The following is an 18,151-nucleotide window of genomic DNA, read 5'->3' on the forward strand; positions in this document are numbered from 1 at the left end:
AGTGTATAAGTAATTAGGCTAAACTGCAATGCTGCTCACTTTGCATATTTTTACATAGACAGATGCGGGAGGGAGTTATTTGAACGAGAAGGCGATCGACATCCAACAAATGGAGAAAATTTTCGAAAACATGGTCGATGTAATGGATCAGTCGAAAAATGACATATTTTTAATTAGCGAACAAAGCCGTCAAAGTTTTGAAGAGATGCAGAAAGAGCTAGCTGAAGTGAAAGAGAGCATTTCCCATGTCATAACTGAAGGCGATTATCTAGAAGATATGTCACGCCACTCAAGAAAACGCTTGGCTAACGTGTCGAAGAATTTCATCAGTTATAGCGAAGATGAAGTGAAGCAAGCTTACAGTGTGGCAAATGATTTGCTTGTACGCGTCTCTGTCAATAAAATGGAGGAAAAGCAATTGCGAACAAGACGTGATGAGTTAGAACGTCGACTTGTCATGTTGCTCTCTACAATTGAAAGGGCTGATCAACTTGTTAATCAAGTAACCACAGTGATTACTTACTTAACATCGGATTTGAAAAATGTGAGTACGGCACTTGAAACTGCTCGTCACAAACAAGATTTTGCAATTCAAATTATCCAAGCCCAAGAAGAAGAGCGTAAACGACTTTCACGCGATATTCACGATGGACCGGCTCAAATGCTGGCGAATGTACTGATGCGTTCAGGATTGATTGAGAAAACATTTGTGCAAAAAGGTCCGGACAATGCATTGTATGAACTGGCCCAGCTGAAAGAGTCAGTCAGAGGAGCACTATCCGAAGTGCGGCGCATTATTTACGATCTGCGTCCGATGGCTCTCGATGACTTGGGGCTTGTCCCGACATTAAAAAAATATTTATCGACCATTAGTGAATATGAAGCACCACTAACTATACATTTTCAGAGCAGTGGAGTTGAGAGAAGATTTGATTCCAACTTTGAAGTGGGGATTTTCCGCCTCGTTCAAGAATCTGTCAATAACTGCATCAAGCATGCAAAAACAGATGAAATTTGGGTGAAAATCGAGTGGTTGCGTGAAACTGTAAATATACTCATAAAAGACAAAGGTTGCGGTTTTGATACAAATGAAGTGAAAGATAAATCATTTGGGTTAATTGGAATGCAAGAACGCGTGGATTTATTAAAGGGAGAAATGAAAGTTATTTCGAGTATTGATGAAGGAACTTCGCTTCTTTTCCGAATCCCGCTAGATGAAGAAAGATAAGCTACATAAAGACTTGGAGGAACAGAACATGGAATCAACGAAAATTTTAATAGTAGATGATCATCAATTATTTCGCGAAGGGGTTAAACGCATTTTAGACTTTGAAGAGTCGTTTAACGTAGTAGCGGAAGGTGATGACGGGAGTGAAGTGGTTGAATTGTTCGAACAATTTCAGCCGGATGTAGTACTAATGGATATTAATATGCCCCGTATGAACGGTGTAGATGCTACGGAGCAATTGGTGAAGGAATACCCGGACGCAAAAGTGATCATGCTATCCATTCATGACGATGAGTCCTATGTGACACACGCTTTGAAAACGGGGGCACTTGGCTTCATGCTGAAAGAGATGGATGCCGATGCGATTGTACAAGCGATCAAAGTAGTGGCTGCTGGGGGATCATATTTGCACCCGAAAGTTACACATAACTTAGTATCAGAATTCCGCCGCTTGAGTGAGAGAGAACATAAGGGATCTTTCCAGCAAAACGACATTCGCCGTCCGCTTCATTTATTGACGAAACGGGAATGTGAAGTACTGCAATTGCTGACGGACGGACAAAGCAACAGGACGATCGGTGAAACATTGTTTATTTCCGAAAAAACAGTGAAAAACCACGTCTCCAGTATCTTACAAAAAATGAATGTAAACGACCGGACACAAGCAGTTGTCACGGCAATTAAAAATGGTTGGGTAGAAGTAAAATAATTATCTTTACAAAAAGAAAAAGGACCTTTGCTTAATTAAGTTAAAAGGTCTTTTTCTATATGTAGGAGGAAAAAATGAAGAAAAAATTAGCAGCCGCATCTATTAGCGTCGCACTGATTTTGGGTGCATGTTCGAATGCGGGAGAAACCAATCCAAATGACATCGACAATGGGGAAGCGGCTCCGGGCAGCGGGGCGATCGACCATGGTGTCGACGATAACAAAGTGGGCTTTAGCATGTCGGGTGATCAAGTCGAAGAGGCATCGGATGTTCCGGACGAAGAAAAGAAAAATATTCTCGCAGCATTCGACCGATATATTGAAACGTTGAACAACAAGGACGTGGACGGCTATCTGGCTACGTTGTCTAAAGAAGGTTATGATCTGAAAGAAGAGCGTAAAGCGACAGAAGAAATGCTGAACACAACAGACATGAAGCGCGAGGCAGATAACGAAACAATCGTAAAATATGATAAAGATACAGCTCAATTGTTTGCTACGATGAAAACGACTTTTACTGATTTGGAAAGTGGAGTAGAAAATGTTCCGGAAGGTCGCCAAGTGACAGTGTTCCATAAAGAAGATGGCGCGTGGAAAGTCTTCTCGATTCATTTTATCGGGGATGAACCACAAGAATAAAAGGCATTCAGCCAAAAACTGCACCCTGCTTGTTAGGTATGATCTAACAAGTGGCGGTGCAGTTTTTGTATGAAGAGAAACAAAAATTACCATACTAATACTGCTTGCTTTATGAGCTTAAAGGAATTATAATCGGTATACGAACATAAGTTCTTATAGGAGGCGATGTTTATGCCTTTGATTCCTGCGGAGGCATTGCCGTATTTGGAGAACCATATTTATTTGCCCATGCTAATGACCATTCTAGAAAGAGATCGACAATTAGTGGAAAAAGTCCCCTTTAAACTGAAAAGTCCCTATCTGAATTTGCTGGAAGATGCAATGAATTCGGTAACGACAGATTTGCAAAAAACTGCTGTATATTTGCGGCAGCACAAGATGAAAGTAATCCGCCAATCTTCAGATGAGTTATTCACAGAATATCTATTCGTGCATGATGGCTATGAAGACTACCGCCGTTACTTAAACGTACGCTTGCGGAACCGTACAGAAGAGCTATTAAATCAGTATCTCAGGAAATTGGAGAGTCAGAATTTTTTGGCTCCATGATCATATAGTAAGAACTTCTCAGTTCTTCCTGAGCGTTATCAAAACGCTCGGAAAGGAAATGCGACAGTGCAAGTTGCCGATAGACCGTAGCGATGGAAGTGTTTAAAGACATCCGAGTATCATTTTTTAGAACGACCGAGACTCCATCCTTATGCTGGTGCGCATCTTTTACGGCATGATAGGCAATCCAAGAATTTTTATGGAGCGATGGGGACAATAAAGGAAAAAACAGCAGCGGCCGATCGTTTGAATGGGTCAGCATGATCGGCGGTTTAGGCCGTTTCTTTAAGTCGCTTTTTGAACTGTTGATAATCGAATCGAAATTTGTACGATAATGCGTGCAAGAATCCCTCATGATTTCCAAAGGTGTTTTCTCGACAATGAAAGTTCGATCATTTTCTACTACTTTTGTATAGTAAGGATTCGAATGTTGCCCGTGAAGTAATGCAAAAGTATGAAATGTGACTACGTAAGACGATAAATTTTGTTGATTTACCATAGCGTACCCTCCTCTTTCATAGGACAATATAAGTGTTTCTCTCATTATATGACAGAAAAAACTAAAATCAACAACAAAATACAGAAAAGGTGAATTATTTAGTTAATTACATGAAAAAAGGCTGCCAACAGAATAAAATATGTTGACAGCCTACGTTCACTTTTGGTATTCGATTGCTGTAGCGCCGAGAGTTTTTGCCGCTGCCATCATCGCTTTTTCATCGATGTCGAATCGAGGATGATGGTGAGGATATGCGTCCGTCGGTTTAGCTCCTGTAAAGAAGAAGGTGCCCGGTACTTTTTCCAGGTAATAAGCAAAATCTTCTCCACCCATCTGTGGTTTCATTTCTTCAACACCTGCCAAATCAGGAATTGACTCAGCGACAGATTTAAGGAAAATTGTTTCTTTGACATGATTGACTACTGCAGGATAGCCGCGGGTATACTCTACTTTAATCTGGCAATCATTTGCAATAGCGGTACCTTCCGCGACGCGGCGAATCTCCTGTTCCATCAAATCACGGAGTTCTTGTGTGAATGTCCGAACCGTCCCAACGATCACTGCCTGATCGGCAATGACGTTGTATGCGTTATCCGAAATGAATGATCCGACAGATAAGACTGCCGATTCAATGGGATCAACACGTCTAGAGACGATCTGCTGTAAGTTCATGACCAATTGGGAGCCGATGACAATCGCGTCCTTTGTTTGGTGAGGAGAGGCGCCGTGTCCGCCAGCTCCCTGAATAGTGAAGTGGAAACGATCGGGTGCTGCCATGATCGGACCGTCTGCATAATAAATGACACCCGACTCAAACAAAGACCAAAGATGCGTACCAAAAATGACATCTACTCCATCCAGACAACCGTCTTCAATCATGGCGATCGCACCGCCAGGAGCCAGCTCTTCTGCGTGCTGGTGAATAAACACATATTCACCTGCCAACTCTTCTCGCATTTCGTGGATTGCCTTCGCAAGCTGGAGAAGTGTCGCAGTATGGCCGTCATGGCCGCAAGCGTGCATGACTCCCGGAACTTTAGAAGCATAAGGTGTGTCTTTTTGATCTTGAATAGGCAATGCATCAAAATCAGCACGCAACGCGACAGTCTTTCCAGCTTTTCCGCCTTTAACTTTAGCCACAACTCCATTGCCGCCAACGCCAGTACGAACGTCAACACCTAATTGTTTATAAAAATCCGCAATATAGGCAGCAGTCTTTTCTTCTTTAAATGAAATTTCGGGGTTCATATGTAAATGGCGGCGAATCTCTACCATGTCATCATACGATTGTTCTAATTTCTTGAATAATAAATCTCTCATCAAAATTCCCCTTTCAACCTAAGTACGAAACTATGCATCCTAGCTACTAGTATAGCAATGCGAAAGGACAGCCGCAAATAGGGCAGTCTGACAATTCAGGCGAAAGCAGAGCTGAAGGAGGAAAAGAAGGTTTGACGTGGATACGTCAAATCTCCTCAGTAGGTGTTTTGTATGTGGCGGTATAAGGTGCGCTCGAAAAAATATGCAAAGTGGCTCCGCCTTGGTCTTTAAAATTATTAGGGTTGGAAAGTTTTGAACCAGGGGAGTTATGCCATAGTTCATAAAGCCGCTTCTCTGTCCATTCAGTCAGTATGATGTACGTGTCGGAACCGATAGGACGTAACAGACGAAAAGCAATGAAACCTGGAAGGTCTTTCAATTTAGTGCCCATCGTTTTGTAGTGATGTTCAAAAATCGGTTTGCCTTCGTCGGTGACTGCAACGTTATCCAAAGCATAATATCCGTTCTCAGAAAGCTGCCCTTCTGCTCCTACAACCTCATATTTTCTTGGAGTTTGGAAAACGGACGCTCCACTTGTTTCGTGAAGCAAAAGTGTATGACCACCGCCATTCATTAAGATGATCGATTCGTTCTTGTACTTTTCTTTAACCTTTTCCATAAAGTCAATAGTTCCTGTTGTCATATAAATATTCATCAATAGTTCCTCCTTTGGCTAGTAACATACGAATTAAACGGCTGAATCCAGTCGATCGTGTTCTATCTTATCCTGTTTGTGTATTCTATAGTAGATAGTTCCCCTTAATACTAAAAATCAAACTCAAAGTAAGTTAGTTAGGGGGAATGATTGTCTAAAACATGGCGAAGTGGTCAAGAAGCAAAGCACAAAATTATGACAAAGGGGCAATTCGCTATACATTGACTTATCAACAGTTTATGATGAGAAACGAATAATAATTTAACTTCACTCTACCGTGCTTGAATTTCAACGGAGTGAAATTAAAGCCTCCAGCGAATGTCACAGATTTTTAAAGGGAATTCTCGAGTGAGTTCAAAAAAATCTGGACACAATTGCGCCGAGGCGTAATTGATTGATAAATGTAAAATAATGGAAAGAGGGATCGGTAAACATGACAACGTTTAATGATACGTTGCTGCGTGCTGCCAGAGGAGAAGAGATTGGCCACACCCCTGTGTGGTTCATGCGTCAAGCAGGACGTTCGCAACCGGAATACAGAGAGATTAAAGAGAAGTACTCCTTGGAAGAGATCACGCACCAACCTGAATTATGTGCATATGTGACGAAATTGCCTGTCGATCAATACGATGTAGACGCGGCTATTTTATATAAAGATATTGTAACACCATTAGTTGGAATCGGAATTGACGTGAAGATAAAGTCCGGCGTTGGCCCAGTCATTTCTAACCCGATACGTTCGATAAAAGATATCGAGAAACTTGGAGAGTTTTCGGCAGAAGACCAAGTTCCATACGTTTTGGACACGATTAAAATCTTGACCCAAGAACAACTGAATGTACCGTTGATTGGTTTTGCTGGAGCACCTTTTACACTTGCCAGCTACATGATCGAAGGGGGACCTTCCCGCAGTTATAATTTAACGAAATCCTTCATGGTGTCTGAACCAGAGGCTTGGTTTGCGTTGATGGATAAATTAGCGGACATGACGATTGCCTATATTCAGGCGCAAGTGGCAGCCGGAGCAAAAGCTGTTCAAATATTTGATTCGTGGGTAGGTGCACTAAACGTGTCAGACTACCGTATCTTTATTAAGCCAACGATGACACGTATTTTCTCAGAACTTCGCAAGTTAAACGTTCCATTGATCACATTTGGCGTAGGTGCGAGTCATCTGGCAAATGAATGGCATGATCTTCCTGTCGACGTAGTAGGACTGGATTGGCGATTGTCCGTTAAAGAAGCAGGAGAACGCGGGTTGACAAAGCCGCTTCAAGGGAACTTAGATCCATCCATGCTGTTGGCGGATTGGTCGATCATTGAAGAACGCGCGAAACGAATTGTCGAAGAGGGTGTCGAACACGGCAGCCATATCTTTAATTTAGGCCATGGTGTCTTCCCAGAAGTACAGCCGGCTACATTGAAACGTTTGACAGCTTTCGTGCATGAATATAGTGCACAATTGCGCTCAAAATAAACTGAAGAATAATGTATTAAAACCAATGAGGTGAACAATATGACAAAGAAGAAAATGGGTCTGCTTGTGATGGCGTATGGAACACCATACTCAGACGAAGACTTGGAACCCTACTACACGCATATCCGCAGAGGTCGTCCGCCGGCACCTGAGCAATTGGAAGATCTGCGCAATCGCTATGAAGCAATCGGAGGGATTTCACCGTTAGCTAGAATAACGGAAAATCAAGCGAACGCGTTATGCAACCGTTTGAATGAAGTGCAAGACGATATCGATTTTCAAGTATATGTCGGGCTGAAGCATATCGCTCCGTTCATTGAAGATGCAATACAAAAAATGCATAACGATGGAATAGAAGAAGCTGTATCTATCGTCTTGGCACCTCATTTCTCAACGTTCTCGGTAAAATCGTATAACGGTCGTGCGAAAGAAGAAGCGGACAAGCATGGAATTCGTATGACATCTGTGGAAAGCTGGTACAAACAGCCGAAGTTCATTGACTACTGGGCCAACCAATTGCGTCAGACATATGATGCGATGGACGAGTCTGAACGCAAGCATGCATGTTTGATCGTCTCGGCACATTCATTGCCTGAAAAGATCTTGGCAAATGGCGATCCGTATGCAGATCAGTTGAAAGAAACAGCTAAACTGATTACAGAAGCAGCCGGAGTGAAAACATATGCACTTGGATGGCAGAGTGAAGGACAAACCGGCGAGCCGTGGCTTGGACCTGACGTACAGGATTTAACACGTGAGCTGCATGAAACAAAAGGTTACAAGTCCTTTGTTTATACGCCGGTCGGTTTTGTTTCCGATCACCTAGAAGTGTTGTACGACAATGATTACGAATGCAAAGTCGTTTGCGATGAAATCGGAGCGGCGTATCATAGACCTGCGATGCCAAACACAGATCCGTTATTTGTGGATGCGATGGCGGATGCAGTATTAGAAAAGTTAAAGTAAGGTATGGAATCCAGCAAGATCGGAGGGACGAAGGACATGAATGGGCGGAAAAAAGTAGTCATTATCGGCGGGGGCATCACAGGGCTTTCTGCGGCTTATTATATGCAAAAAGAAGTTAATGAACAGGGGTATCCTTTAGATATCACCTTAATTGAGGCTTCACCGGAGCTAGGTGGCAAAATCCAGACAGTGCGCCGAGACGGCTATGTGATAGAACGCGGTCCCGACTCCTTCCTGATCCGTAAAAAGAGCGTAGATCAATTGGCAAGTGATCTCGGAATAGCCGATCAACTCGTCCGAAATGCGACTGGACAAGCCTATATATTACTGCAGGATCAAATGCATCCTATTCCGGCAGGTGCTGTGATGGGGATTCCGACAGAGGTCAAACCATTCATTACATCGGGATTATTCAGTTTAAGCGGAAAACTGCGAGCAGCAGGTGATTTTGTGTTGCCACGCTCCGAAGTATCTGGTGATCAGTCGCTGGGGAAATTCTTCCGTCGACGCTTTGGTACCGAGGTAGTGGAAAATTTGATCGAGCCATTATTGTCAGGTGTCTATGCAGGCGATATTGATCAGATGAGCTTAGAATCTACTTTTCCACAGTTTTATGAAGTGGAGAGAAAGCATCGGAGCTTAATTTTAGGCATGAAAAAAACAACGCCGAAACAGTTGCCGCAGAAAAACAGCCATAGCTCCAAAAAAATGGGTGCTTTCCACACCTTTAGGCAAGGGCTGGAATCTGTAGTAGAGGCGCTGGAAGAACAGCTCGATCCAGTAGTTGTCATGAAAGGGACTCGGGTAATCAAGGTAGATAAGCAAGACGACCGAGTGATTTTGACATTGAGCGATCAGCAACAAATCGAAGCAGATGCAGTGATCATGGCAACGAGTCATTCCGTAGCAAGCCAGTTGTTTGAACCGCATGGTCTGCTGAAGGAACTCGGAACAATCCCAACCACCTCCGTCGCGACCGTTGCACTTGGTTTCCCAAAAAGTGCAATGAAACGCGAAATTGACGGAACGGGTTTCTTAGTGCCACGCAGCAGCAATTACTCAATTACCGCCTGCACACTCGTCGACCGCAAATGGCCAACGACCACACCGGACGATAAAGTGATGGTCAGAGCCTTCGTCGGAAGAATCGGAGAAGAAGCGATCGTCGATTTGCCTGACAGTGAGATAGAGAAAATCGTCCTCAAAGACTTAGGTGAAATCCTAGGCTTAGAAGGTCAACCCGAATTTTGCATCATCACACGCTGGAAAGAAGACCGACCGCAATACCGAGTCGGACACAAAGAAAAAATCCTAAGAGCGAGACAAGAACTCCACGAACAATTCCCCATGATTCAACTCGCAGGCGCCTCCTACAACGGAGTCGGCCTGCCCGATTGCATCGACCAGGGAGTAGCCGCAATGGAGAACATCTTGACCGAGCTCTTTAAATAACCAAAACAGCCAGAACGCTATGCTCTGGCTGTTTTTTTATGTGAATTTTTTGATTGATAAATATTATCTGTTAAGAACAGTTCACTTTTAATTTTAGATTTGAAGTTTTAGGTTTTAGATTTTTATTTTTGGGGTGGGAGAAGTTCAAGTTGATTGGAGCGGAAATCAACGGTGTTCAAAGCCTGTATCTATTTCAGACAACAAAAAAAGCGAATATCGAGATATTCGCCGAATGAAAGTTTTATATTATTTAATGTTGCAGTGGTCACATTGATTAGAGTAGCACTCATGCTGCTCTTCGATTTCGTTTCCGCATGTCGCACAAACCTTCGCCGGCAAGTTCTTGAAAAACTCTACGATACTTTCAACCATATCTGATCAATTCCTTTCCCTTGTTGTATAACTCCTTGATATATTCATAGTGTATTATAACAGGTAGCAAAAGTCAACACTCTGCAAATTTATCTGTTAAAATAGGTTCAGACCTTTGGTGACGCGCTTTCCACAGGTTTTGGACAAGTTAAATTGAAAGAATTCACAGAAAATAAATGTGACAAAATTGTGAGGAGAGATAGGAAATGCAATTTATTGACAATAAAGGGGTAACAGATCCACGAATTAACTTGGCAATTGAAGAATATGTCTTAAAGACGATGGACGTCGACAAAGATTCGTATTTACTGTTCTATATCAATGAACCATCGATCATTATCGGTAAGAATCAAAATACCATTGAAGAGATCAACACAGAATTTGTGGATCGTGAAGGCATTCATGTCGTCCGCCGACTATCTGGCGGCGGCGCTGTCTATCATGATCAAGGAAACTTGAACTTCAGTTTCATTACGAAAGATGATGGAGATTCATTCCGGAACTTCAAGAAGTTCACTGAGCCCGTAACGGATGCGCTCGCGAAGATGGGCATCAAAGCAGAACTGCTTGGTCGTAACGATATTCTGATCGATGGACGGAAAATTTCAGGAAATGCACAGTTTGCGACAGGTGGCCGAATGTTCAGTCACGGGACATTGCTGTTTGACACAGATATGGAAGGTGTCGTCAACTCGCTGAAAGTGAAAAAAGACAAAATTGAGTCGAAAGGCATTAAGTCGATCCGCAGTCGTGTCGCCAATATTTCGGAGTTTCTCGAAGAGCCAATTTCGATTGAGCAATTCAGGCAGGAAATATTGAATTCGATTTTTGATGGAGAAGAAAATATTCAATATAAGGAACTTACAGAAGAAGACTGGTCAAATATTCGCAAGCTATCTGCTGAGCGTTACGGAAATTGGGATTGGAACTATGGTCGTTCTCCAAAGTTCAATGTGCAACAATCGAAACGTTTCCCGGTCGGGGGCATTGATGTACGCTTGTATGTTGTAAAAGGAAGCATCGAAGATATCCACATCTATGGTGACTTTTTCGGGGTTGGTGAAGTGGCGGAGATTGAACAGCGGCTGACTGGCGTAAAATATGAACGTAAAGCGATTACGGAGGCGCTGGCGTCGATGGATGTGGAGAAGATTTTGGGCGGTATTCAACTAGAAGAGTTTGTTGGATTGATTTATTGAATGAAGAGGAAGCGCGTGTCTTGCGAGGCACTGCGCTTTTTTTCGTTAAGGATATGGTTTGGTTCGGTGCAAAAGGAGTTTGGCGCGTTAGTCTGCTGTTTTGGTTCGGTCAGGGTGGAGAATGGTTCGGTGTGATGAGAATTACGTTCGGTTCTGCATCTTTTTTGCGCGGTTCGTTTGTTGATTAGTGAAGAAGCAAGTAGACGGGCTGAGATTTTATGTGGATGAACAAATGCGCTATACTAAATGAAGTAGGAAAGTGAGGGATTGTGGTGAAGCATCGAATTTTCATTGTGGAAGATGATCAGAAGATTGCGCAGTTGCTGGCGGGTACACTTGAGAAGTACCAGTATGAAGTGGCAATTATTGAAGATTTTGATCGGGTGGTGGAAGAGTGCGTGGCATATAATCCGCATTTGGTACTGCTCGATATTAACTTACCAATTTATGACGGCTATTATTGGTGTCGTCAATTGAGACAGCATACGATGTGCCCGATTATTTTCATTTCGGCACGTTCAGGTGATATGGATCAAGTATTTGCATTGGAAAACGGTGGGGATGATTTTATTACGAAGCCGTTCCATTATGAAATTGTGTTGGCAAAAATTAAGAGTCATTTGCGTCGATCCGTCGGGGAGTATGCGCCGAATCAATCGGAGCGGGTTATCGATTTCGGCGATTTGACATTGTACATAGAACGGATGGCGTTACAAAAGGGAGGGGAAGAGATTCCGCTTCAGAAGAAAGAGTGTGTCATCTTGGAGCTGCTGATGGGTGAGTACCCCAAAGTGGTCTCAAGGGAGCGGTTGCTTGAGGAGTTATGGGATGATCAGTCATTCGTCGATGAGAATACGCTCAATGTCAATATGGCACGCGTTCGTAAAAAGTTGACGGATTACGATGTGAGTTCTTGGATTGAGACGGTGCGCGGTGCGGGCTATCGCTTTGTACCGGAGTCTGAGGCGTAATGAAGAAGGCTATTTTGCTGTTCGTTCGAGAACATATCCCATTTATGCTGTTTCAGTTGGGGCTCGTCCTGTTCATTTTGCTGTTGTATTGGCTGGATGGCTTTCGGAATCCAAACACAGCCATCTATTCGGTAGCGATGAGTGTACTGCTGACTTCAGGTTATTTGGGCGGAAAGTTTATTATGCGGCGTTCTTTTTATTCAGCTATTGTTGAAAAACCTAAAAAAATGGAGGACGCGCTCATCCGGCATGTATTGACTCCGGAACATCGAAAGACGACCGAATACACGCGTCAATTGTATCGTTTGTATCAACATGAGGTGCAGACACTCTACAACGTCCAACATCGTCATCTGCATTTCATGAATCAGTGGGTGCATCAAATGAAAACGCCGATTTCTGTTATTAATTTATTATTGCAGGAGGAGGAAGTGGACAAGAAGAGCATCGGTCAGGAAGTGGAAAGAATCCGGACCGGCCTGGAGATCGTCCTCGTCAATGCACGGCTTGAAACATTCGAAGATGATATGCAAATTGAACGATTGCCGTTAAAAAATGTACTGCAGGAAGTGTTGAATGAAAATAAGCGTTTGTTTATTACAAACGGTTTGTTTCCTGTCTTAAATGTAGATGAACAACTGACTGTTGCGACGGATCGCAAGTGGATCAAATTTATGCTCAATCAATTCATCACAAATGCAGTAAAATATACGTTTCAAAAAGGCAAGAAGATACATGTGACGGCTATGCAAAATGCGGAGGGCCTGCTGCTTGAAATCAAGGATGAGGGAATCGGCATACCGGCGTCCGATCTGCATCGTGTGACGAAGGCGTTTTTTACAGGCGAAAATGGCAGACTGTCTGGTGAATCGACGGGCATGGGCTTGTATATTGCATCGGAAGTGTGTCAGCGATTGGGACATGAATTGACGATTTCATCGAAGCAAGGAGAAGGTACGACGGTCGCCTTGTTATTCAAAGACGGAAAGGCGGGTGAACAGCCAGATGCACGATCACAAGATAAACAATCACCAAATAAACAACCAAATAAACAACCAAATGAGGAAACCAATCGTTGAGATGAAAGATGTCACCAAGATTTATGAAGGAAAAGTGATGCACCGCGCATTGAAACAGTTGGATTTTGACGTAGAGGAAGGGGAATTCGTGGCAATCATGGGTCCTTCGGGGAGTGGTAAGACTACGCTGCTGAATTTATTGATGGCTACAGACATCCCAACATACGGCAAGATCGTCATTGGAGGAGTAGAGCCGGAAACTTTGGGTCAAAATGAAATTGCCTTATTCCGCAGACGGCAAATCGGCTTCGTCTTTCAAGAAATTAATTTACTGCAGATGTTGACGGTAGAGGAAAATTTGGTGCTGCCGCTGACTCTTGATGGTTTACCTGTAAGGGAAATGAAAAGCAGAGTGCAAGATATGGCGCAGAAATTGAATTTGGAAGATATTTTAGAACGCCGACCCGATGAATTATCGGGTGGTCAGGCACAGCGCACGGCGATTGGACGCGCGTTGATTCATCAGCCAAACATTGTGCTGGCAGACGAGCCGACAGGAAATTTGGATTCGAAATCTGCGAAAGATGTGCTGGAGCTGTTGGAGAATATTAACACGCATGAGCGAACAACGATCATCATGGTGACGCATGATCCGATCGCTGCGAGTTATTGCGATCGTGTGCTGTTCATTAAAGACGGCGAATTCTTCAATGAAATTTATAAAGATGAGCGCAGGCAGACTTTTTTCCAGCGCATCTTGAATGTGCTGTCATTACTTGGAGGCAATGTGCATGACTTTTCGTCAGTTCGCTTACCGTAACGTTCTTCGAAATCGTCGTGTCTATGCCGCATTTTTCATGGCTAGTGTGTTTTCGGTCATGGTGTTTTTCCTGTATTCAATGCTGCTGTTTCATCCGTCAATTGAGAATTCGTTTCTAAAAGAAATTTCATCTCTTGGTATGGGAATTGCGGAACTTATTCTATTTATCTTCACGTTATTTTTCCTGTTTTATTCGATGCGTGCATTTTTACAGGCGCGTTCGAAGGAATTTGGCGTGTTGTTGTTGCTTGGGATGGCGAAACGGCAATTGTACCGATTGATTTTCATTGAGACGATGTTACTCGGTTTTGCTTCGATCCTTACTGGGATTTTTATTGGCTTTATGTTCTCCAAATTCTTTTTCATGATCGTTAAAGCGATCGTGCAAATTCCCGTGCTGCCGCTTTATTTATCGTGGAAACCATTTGGGTTGACCATAGGCGCGTTCCTCAGTTTATTCGCGATTATTTCGTATATTGCACCAGTGTTCATCCAACAAGGGAATGTATCGGATTTATTGCATGGTGATACGGCAGTGCAGTCGGTTTATACGTACTCAAAAAGGCGCGGCGTTTTCGGCGTCATCTTGTTAGCGCTGGCGTATGGAATGGCGGCATTTGTCTCACGTTCGAGCATTCTCAGTCTATTTTTCTTACTGCCGCCGTTTATCACGTTCGGGACGTACTTCTTTTTCACTGATACGCTGCCGCTTATTTTGCATGCGCTTCGCAGTCAGAAGCATTTTTTCTGGCGTGATTTCTGGATGATTTCCATATCAGAAAGCATTGTTCGACTGAAAGAGAATGCGCGGATGTTTTTCATCGTGACGATCGTTTCGACGATTGCGTTCATGTCGGTCGGAATTCTCGCATCGCTGACGTCATTTGCTTCACAATATCGAGAAGTGAATCCGCTTGGCTTAGTCTATAAAAGCTTTCCGGATAATGAATTTGAATATCGACATATTGCGCAGCTGACGAGTGAATTGGAGCAGCAAGGGCTGGGTTACTCGGCTGTGCGTTTACGCATTCTCGAACAGCAATCTTCTCATACGCGAAACAAAGTGAATATCGTCAAATTGGCGGATTTGAACGAACTTGCTGCTTCATTCGGCAAAGATTCTATCCGGTTATCGCAAGGGCACGCCTTATTCCTGCCTTCCAGTTCTTCCGCTGCAGAAATGTTGCAGAATAAATCGGTACGAACGAAACTGTCGGATAGTAATGTAACATTAGAGGTAGAAGGGGTCTATCCGTATAAGTTGTTCCCGCCGAATGCGATAGGGCTCAATACGATCGTGCTGAATCATTTGGATTTCGATCGGGTAGAAGAACAGATATTCGCCGATTCATTGGCGTTTACGTATTATGCGTTCAATATAGAGGATTGGCAGAAGACGAAAGACATCGGGTTATCGATCAATGCGCAAGTGTTGGCCGGTCTCATGCTGGACGATCGACAGCCGGTTCGCTTTGAATTTGAGAACCCCGGACTGAATTATTCTCATATCCGCATGACGTTCTCGTTGTTGTTGTTTATCGGCTTGTTGCTGGCGGGCGTGTTTTTCCTGGCGTCGGGCAGTTTTATTTATTTCAGGCTCTACACGTCGCTCAATCATGATCGAAGGCAATATGCTGTGCTGCAACGGATTGGGATGACGGATCGGGAGTTTAAGAAAATCGTCAATCGCCAATTAATCCCGCAGTTCTTTTTCCCATGGGGCGTGTCATTCATCCACAGCGCGTTCGCGTTCCTGTCGCTGCAGGTGATTTGGGATGCGCTGGCTGAAATTTCAATCGTCAAAGAACTGACACTCGTGTTGCTCGGCTTTGCGGTCATGCAAGTCTTCTATTTCTACTTGATCCGCTGGCGTTATATTTCACATATTAAGGCACCTACTTCTTGAAGTGGGTGTTTTTTATAGTCAAGGGGGAAAATAGAGTTAGTGAGTACACCGGGATTTACGCTCCAGACGGGGCGCTTTCCGGAGGGCGTGGCTCGAGCCGCTTCCTTCGCTGCGCTCAGTCCAGGGTCTCGAGGCTCACGCTGATCCTCCCGGAGTCGCCCCGTCTTCCGCTCCAATCCTTAGCTAGTGCGTTAGAGACACGTAGCAAGTTCATTGTAATTTTTTTTAAGTCTAAGAAGTGCTCCCATAGTCAGAGTACATAACGTGCATCTTTCGTTGACTTAGTTTAAGTGCGTGAAGTGATTTTAACAATCAACAATCCTACGGGTGATACCCCATTTCATTTAAATTAGGAACTTTGATCGCGATTGTTAGGAATCATCCCATTGTCACTTGAAAATTACAATGAACTGTGCTTAATACTTACCCACAGAAAGTAGGGATTGGAGCGAAAGACGGGCGACTCCTGTGGGATTTAGCGCGAATGATGAGACCCTGGACTGAGCGAAGCGAGGGAAGCGGCTCATCCGCGCCCCACGGAAAGTGTCCCGTCTGTAGCGGAAATCCCCGGACCGCAAGTCCATGTTCCGTTCCTGTTTTAAACTACGCATTAAAACCTCTACCAGGTGACAAAATCTATAAAACTTTCAGTAAACGGTTGCGGATTAATTATTCTATCGATATAATGAATGAAATACTGAATGGTTACTCATTCATTTATTAGGGAGATGAAAGTATGAATTTAGTTTCAAGCGTTCACCAGACAGCCCAGACAAAACCCGACAAAGTTGCTTATCGTTTTATGGAAAAAGACACTACATATGCAGAATTTGATCTATCCGTATCGATGTTTGCCTCTGCATTGAAAGAGTTAGGAGTCAATGAAGGAGATAAAGTTGCGTTTTTATTAGGCAATACACCGCATTATTTAATCTCCCTTTATGCCACGATGCGTCTCGGTGCAACAGCCGTGCCGATCAATCCACTCTATACGCCGGACGAAATTTCTTTCATTTTGGAAAATAGTGATGCGAAAGCTGTCATTGCGATCGATCAGTTGCTGCCGCTTGTGGAAGTCGCGAGCCATTCATTCCCAACGATTGAAAACTATATTATTTGTGAATTGAGCCCCGACACGCCTGAAAAAATGGCGGGACTTGCGGACTCTGTGAAAACAAAAGTACATGCGTTCATGGCATTGATGAAACAATCGCAACCGCTCTCAGAAATGGTGAAGGTTGATGAGGATGAAAGCGCTATCATACTCTATACATCCGGTACAACAGGACATCCGAAAGGTGCGATGCTGACACATAAGAATATTTATTCCAACGCGCGTGATGTCGGGAACTATTTGGACTTCTCTGAAGATGATCGAATTGTTGCGACGTTGCCGTTATTCCATGTGTTTGCTTTGACGGTTGTGGCGAACGCGCCACTGCTTAAAGGGGCAACCATTTTGCTGGAGCCGCGCTTTAGTCCAAGCGAAATCTTTTCATTGATCCGCGAACAGAAAGCGACCGTTTTTGCAGGTGTGCCGACGATGTATAACTTCCTTTATCAGTATCCTGAAGGTAAAATAGAAGACTTTGAAACGGTCCGACTCGCTATTTCGGGAGGCTCTTCATTGCCAGTTTCCCTGCTGCATGATTTTGAAGAGAAATTCCAGGTCAGAGTCTCTGAAGGCTACGGATTATCGGAGGCATCACCTGTCACATGTTTCAATCCACTAGATAGGGAGCGGGTACCCGGTTCGATTGGTACGACGATCATGAATGTGGAAAACAAGGTTGTCAACGAGCTGGGTGAAGAAGTGGCAGACAATGAAGTAGGCGAATTGATCGTCCGCGGACCGAATGTCATGAAAGGCTATTATAAGTTACCGGAAGAAACGGCTGCAGTCCTGCGAGACGGCTGGCTCTATACTGGCGACCTTGCACGGCGCGATGAAAACGGTTACTTTTATATCGTAGACCGCAAGAAAGATATGATTATCGTCGGTGGATTCAACGTGTATCCGCGTGAAGTGGAAGAAGTGTTGTTCAGCCACCGCGATATTATCGAAGCCGCTGTAATCGGCGTGCCGGATGTCAATTTTGGTGAGGAAGTTCAGGCATACGTGGTTCTGAAGGAAGGTTCGAAGGCGACGGAACAAACGATTCTGGATTTCTGTGCGAAGCGCCTGGCGAAGTATAAAGTACCGAAGTTTATCGAGTTCCTTGATGAGTTGCCGAAAAACACGACGGGGAAAATTCTTCGACGTTCATTGAAAGATCAAGTGAAAAACTGAATTGTTCAAGACAAAAGGACCTTCCTGTTCATTGGGAGGGTTTTTTCGTTGTGGAGATCGGTTTCTATAGAATGAATGGTT

The 18,151-nt window shown here is 43.8% G+C and carries 18 protein-coding genes; 14 read left to right on the forward strand and 4 right to left on the reverse strand.

All coding sequences use genetic code 11. The annotated features are described in order from the left end of the window. Positions 1-79: 79 nt before the first annotated feature. The 4 genes from MKX97_RS03970 to MKX97_RS03985 all read left to right on the forward strand — a co-directional run bounded on the left by MKX97_RS03970 (position 80) and on the right by MKX97_RS03985 (position 3,124). On the forward strand, positions 80-1,228 hold the full coding sequence (locus MKX97_RS03970) for a sensor histidine kinase (RefSeq protein ID WP_221837541.1): 1,149 nt from the start codon (positions 80-82) through the stop codon (positions 1,226-1,228). Between the two features lie 28 nt (positions 1,229-1,256). After that, a complete protein-coding gene (locus MKX97_RS03975; RefSeq protein ID WP_040758372.1) occupies positions 1,257-1,937 on the forward strand; it encodes a response regulator transcription factor in 681 nt (226 codons plus the stop codon). Between the two features lie 74 nt (positions 1,938-2,011). Continuing rightward, complete coding sequence (locus MKX97_RS03980; protein ID WP_009765879.1) at positions 2,012-2,575, forward strand: nuclear transport factor 2 family protein; 564 nt, start codon at positions 2,012-2,014, stop codon at positions 2,573-2,575. Between the two features lie 171 nt (positions 2,576-2,746). Then, the gene (locus tag MKX97_RS03985) at positions 2,747-3,124 is read left to right on the forward strand and encodes a hypothetical protein (protein ID WP_040758371.1); all 378 of its coding nucleotides are present in this window, start codon (positions 2,747-2,749) and stop codon (positions 3,122-3,124) included. On the opposite strand, the gene MKX97_RS03990 is transcribed toward MKX97_RS03985, so the two are convergent. The 3 genes from MKX97_RS03990 to MKX97_RS04000 form a co-directional block, all read right to left on the reverse strand. Then, positions 3,087-3,623, reverse strand: a complete 537-nt coding sequence (locus MKX97_RS03990; RefSeq protein WP_009765877.1) for a competence protein ComK — start codon at positions 3,621-3,623, stop codon at positions 3,087-3,089. The genes MKX97_RS03985 and MKX97_RS03990 overlap by 38 nt on opposite strands. A 156-nt stretch (positions 3,624-3,779) precedes the next feature. Beyond that, a complete protein-coding gene (locus MKX97_RS03995) occupies positions 3,780-4,943 on the reverse strand; it encodes a M20 family metallopeptidase (RefSeq protein WP_342537014.1) in 1,164 nt (387 codons plus the stop codon). A 145-nt stretch (positions 4,944-5,088) separates the two neighbouring features. Beyond that, positions 5,089-5,598: an antibiotic biosynthesis monooxygenase gene (locus MKX97_RS04000; protein ID WP_009765875.1), complete on the reverse strand. Its 510-nt coding sequence runs from the start codon at positions 5,596-5,598 to the stop codon at positions 5,089-5,091. A gap of 433 nt (positions 5,599-6,031) precedes the next feature. Here MKX97_RS04000 and hemE point away from each other — a divergent pair, with 433 nt between their 5' ends. The 3 genes from hemE to hemY are packed head-to-tail and all read left to right on the forward strand — an operon-like array spanning position 6,032 to position 9,493. Then, the gene (hemE, locus tag MKX97_RS04005; RefSeq protein WP_078817236.1) at positions 6,032-7,075 is read left to right on the forward strand and encodes a uroporphyrinogen decarboxylase; all 1,044 of its coding nucleotides are present in this window, start codon (positions 6,032-6,034) and stop codon (positions 7,073-7,075) included. Positions 7,076-7,114: 39 nt separating this feature from the next. Then, positions 7,115-8,041 carry a ferrochelatase gene (gene hemH, locus MKX97_RS04010; RefSeq protein WP_221837538.1) on the forward strand — a complete coding sequence of 309 codons (927 nt, stop codon included), beginning with the start codon at positions 7,115-7,117 and terminating at the stop codon, positions 8,039-8,041. Positions 8,042-8,077: 36 nt separating this feature from the next. Next, positions 8,078-9,493, forward strand: coding sequence for a protoporphyrinogen oxidase (hemY, locus tag MKX97_RS04015; RefSeq protein ID WP_342537015.1), 1,416 nt, complete (start codon positions 8,078-8,080; stop codon positions 9,491-9,493). 246 nt (positions 9,494-9,739) lie between these two features. Here the strand turns inward: hemY and yhfH are convergent, their stop codons facing one another. Beyond that, positions 9,740-9,865 (reverse strand): protein YhfH, encoded by a 126-nt coding sequence (yhfH, locus tag MKX97_RS04020; RefSeq protein ID WP_009765871.1) that lies wholly within the window; start codon positions 9,863-9,865, stop codon positions 9,740-9,742. Between the two features lie 206 nt (positions 9,866-10,071). On the opposite strand from yhfH, the gene MKX97_RS04025 reads away from it, so the two are divergent. The 7 genes from MKX97_RS04025 to MKX97_RS04055 all read left to right on the forward strand — a co-directional run bounded on the left by MKX97_RS04025 (position 10,072) and on the right by MKX97_RS04055 (position 18,070). Then, the gene (locus tag MKX97_RS04025) at positions 10,072-11,064 is read left to right on the forward strand and encodes a lipoate--protein ligase (protein WP_009765870.1); all 993 of its coding nucleotides are present in this window, start codon (positions 10,072-10,074) and stop codon (positions 11,062-11,064) included. Then, entirely contained in the window at positions 11,061-11,252 is a 192-nt protein-coding gene (locus MKX97_RS04030; protein ID WP_009765869.1) for a hypothetical protein, read from the forward strand. Before MKX97_RS04025 ends, MKX97_RS04030 begins: the two co-directional genes overlap by 4 nt. An 81-nt stretch (positions 11,253-11,333) precedes the next feature. Next, positions 11,334-12,035: a response regulator transcription factor gene (locus MKX97_RS04035; protein WP_009765868.1), complete on the forward strand. Its 702-nt coding sequence runs from the start codon at positions 11,334-11,336 to the stop codon at positions 12,033-12,035. After that, positions 12,035-13,114 (forward strand): sensor histidine kinase, encoded by a 1,080-nt coding sequence (locus MKX97_RS04040; protein WP_342537016.1) that lies wholly within the window; start codon positions 12,035-12,037, stop codon positions 13,112-13,114. The genes MKX97_RS04035 and MKX97_RS04040 overlap by 1 nt, the downstream gene beginning before the upstream one ends. Continuing rightward, positions 13,095-13,874 carry an ABC transporter ATP-binding protein gene (locus tag MKX97_RS04045; protein WP_040758369.1) on the forward strand — a complete coding sequence of 260 codons (780 nt, stop codon included), beginning with the start codon at positions 13,095-13,097 and terminating at the stop codon, positions 13,872-13,874. Before MKX97_RS04040 ends, MKX97_RS04045 begins: the two co-directional genes overlap by 20 nt. Then, a complete protein-coding gene (locus MKX97_RS04050) occupies positions 13,846-15,780 on the forward strand; it encodes an ABC transporter permease (RefSeq protein ID WP_342537017.1) in 1,935 nt (644 codons plus the stop codon). The genes MKX97_RS04045 and MKX97_RS04050 overlap by 29 nt, the downstream gene beginning before the upstream one ends. Before the next feature lie 736 nt (positions 15,781-16,516). Then, positions 16,517-18,070, forward strand: a complete 1,554-nt coding sequence (locus tag MKX97_RS04055; protein ID WP_342537018.1) for a fatty acid--CoA ligase family protein — start codon at positions 16,517-16,519, stop codon at positions 18,068-18,070. Positions 18,071-18,151: the final 81 nt, after the last annotated feature.

This window comes from Sporosarcina sp. FSL K6-3508 (assembly GCF_038615825.1).
Lineage (GTDB): Bacteria > Bacillota > Bacilli > Bacillales_A > Planococcaceae > Sporosarcina > Sporosarcina newyorkensis.

Bases quoted from the DNA above. Each gene is read 5' to 3' on its own strand.
- MKX97_RS04050 (WP_342537017.1), top strand. From the start codon at position 13,846: ATGACTTTTCGTCAGTTCGCTTACCGTAACGTTCTTCGAAATCGTCGT.
- hemE (WP_078817236.1), top strand. From the start codon at position 6,032: ATGACAACGTTTAATGATACGTTGCTGCGTGCTGCCAGAGGAGAAGAG.
- hemY (WP_342537015.1), top strand. From the start codon at position 8,078: ATGAATGGGCGGAAAAAAGTAGTCATTATCGGCGGGGGCATCACAGGG.
- MKX97_RS04055 (WP_342537018.1), top strand. From the start codon at position 16,517: ATGAATTTAGTTTCAAGCGTTCACCAGACAGCCCAGACAAAACCCGAC.
- MKX97_RS03995 (WP_342537014.1), bottom strand. From the start codon at position 4,943: ATGAGAGATTTATTATTCAAGAAATTAGAACAATCGTATGATGACATG.
- MKX97_RS04000 (WP_009765875.1), bottom strand. From the start codon at position 5,598: ATGAATATTTATATGACAACAGGAACTATTGACTTTATGGAAAAGGTT.
- MKX97_RS03985 (WP_040758371.1), top strand. From the start codon at position 2,747: ATGCCTTTGATTCCTGCGGAGGCATTGCCGTATTTGGAGAACCATATT.
- MKX97_RS03980 (WP_009765879.1), top strand. From the start codon at position 2,012: ATGAAGAAAAAATTAGCAGCCGCATCTATTAGCGTCGCACTGATTTTG.
- yhfH (WP_009765871.1), bottom strand. From the start codon at position 9,865: ATGGTTGAAAGTATCGTAGAGTTTTTCAAGAACTTGCCGGCGAAGGTT.
- MKX97_RS03990 (WP_009765877.1), bottom strand. From the start codon at position 3,623: ATGGTAAATCAACAAAATTTATCGTCTTACGTAGTCACATTTCATACT.
- MKX97_RS04040 (WP_342537016.1), top strand. From the start codon at position 12,035: ATGAAGAAGGCTATTTTGCTGTTCGTTCGAGAACATATCCCATTTATG.
- MKX97_RS03975 (WP_040758372.1), top strand. From the start codon at position 1,257: ATGGAATCAACGAAAATTTTAATAGTAGATGATCATCAATTATTTCGC.
- hemH (WP_221837538.1), top strand. From the start codon at position 7,115: ATGACAAAGAAGAAAATGGGTCTGCTTGTGATGGCGTATGGAACACCA.
- MKX97_RS04025 (WP_009765870.1), top strand. From the start codon at position 10,072: ATGCAATTTATTGACAATAAAGGGGTAACAGATCCACGAATTAACTTG.
- MKX97_RS04045 (WP_040758369.1), top strand. From the start codon at position 13,095: ATGAGGAAACCAATCGTTGAGATGAAAGATGTCACCAAGATTTATGAA.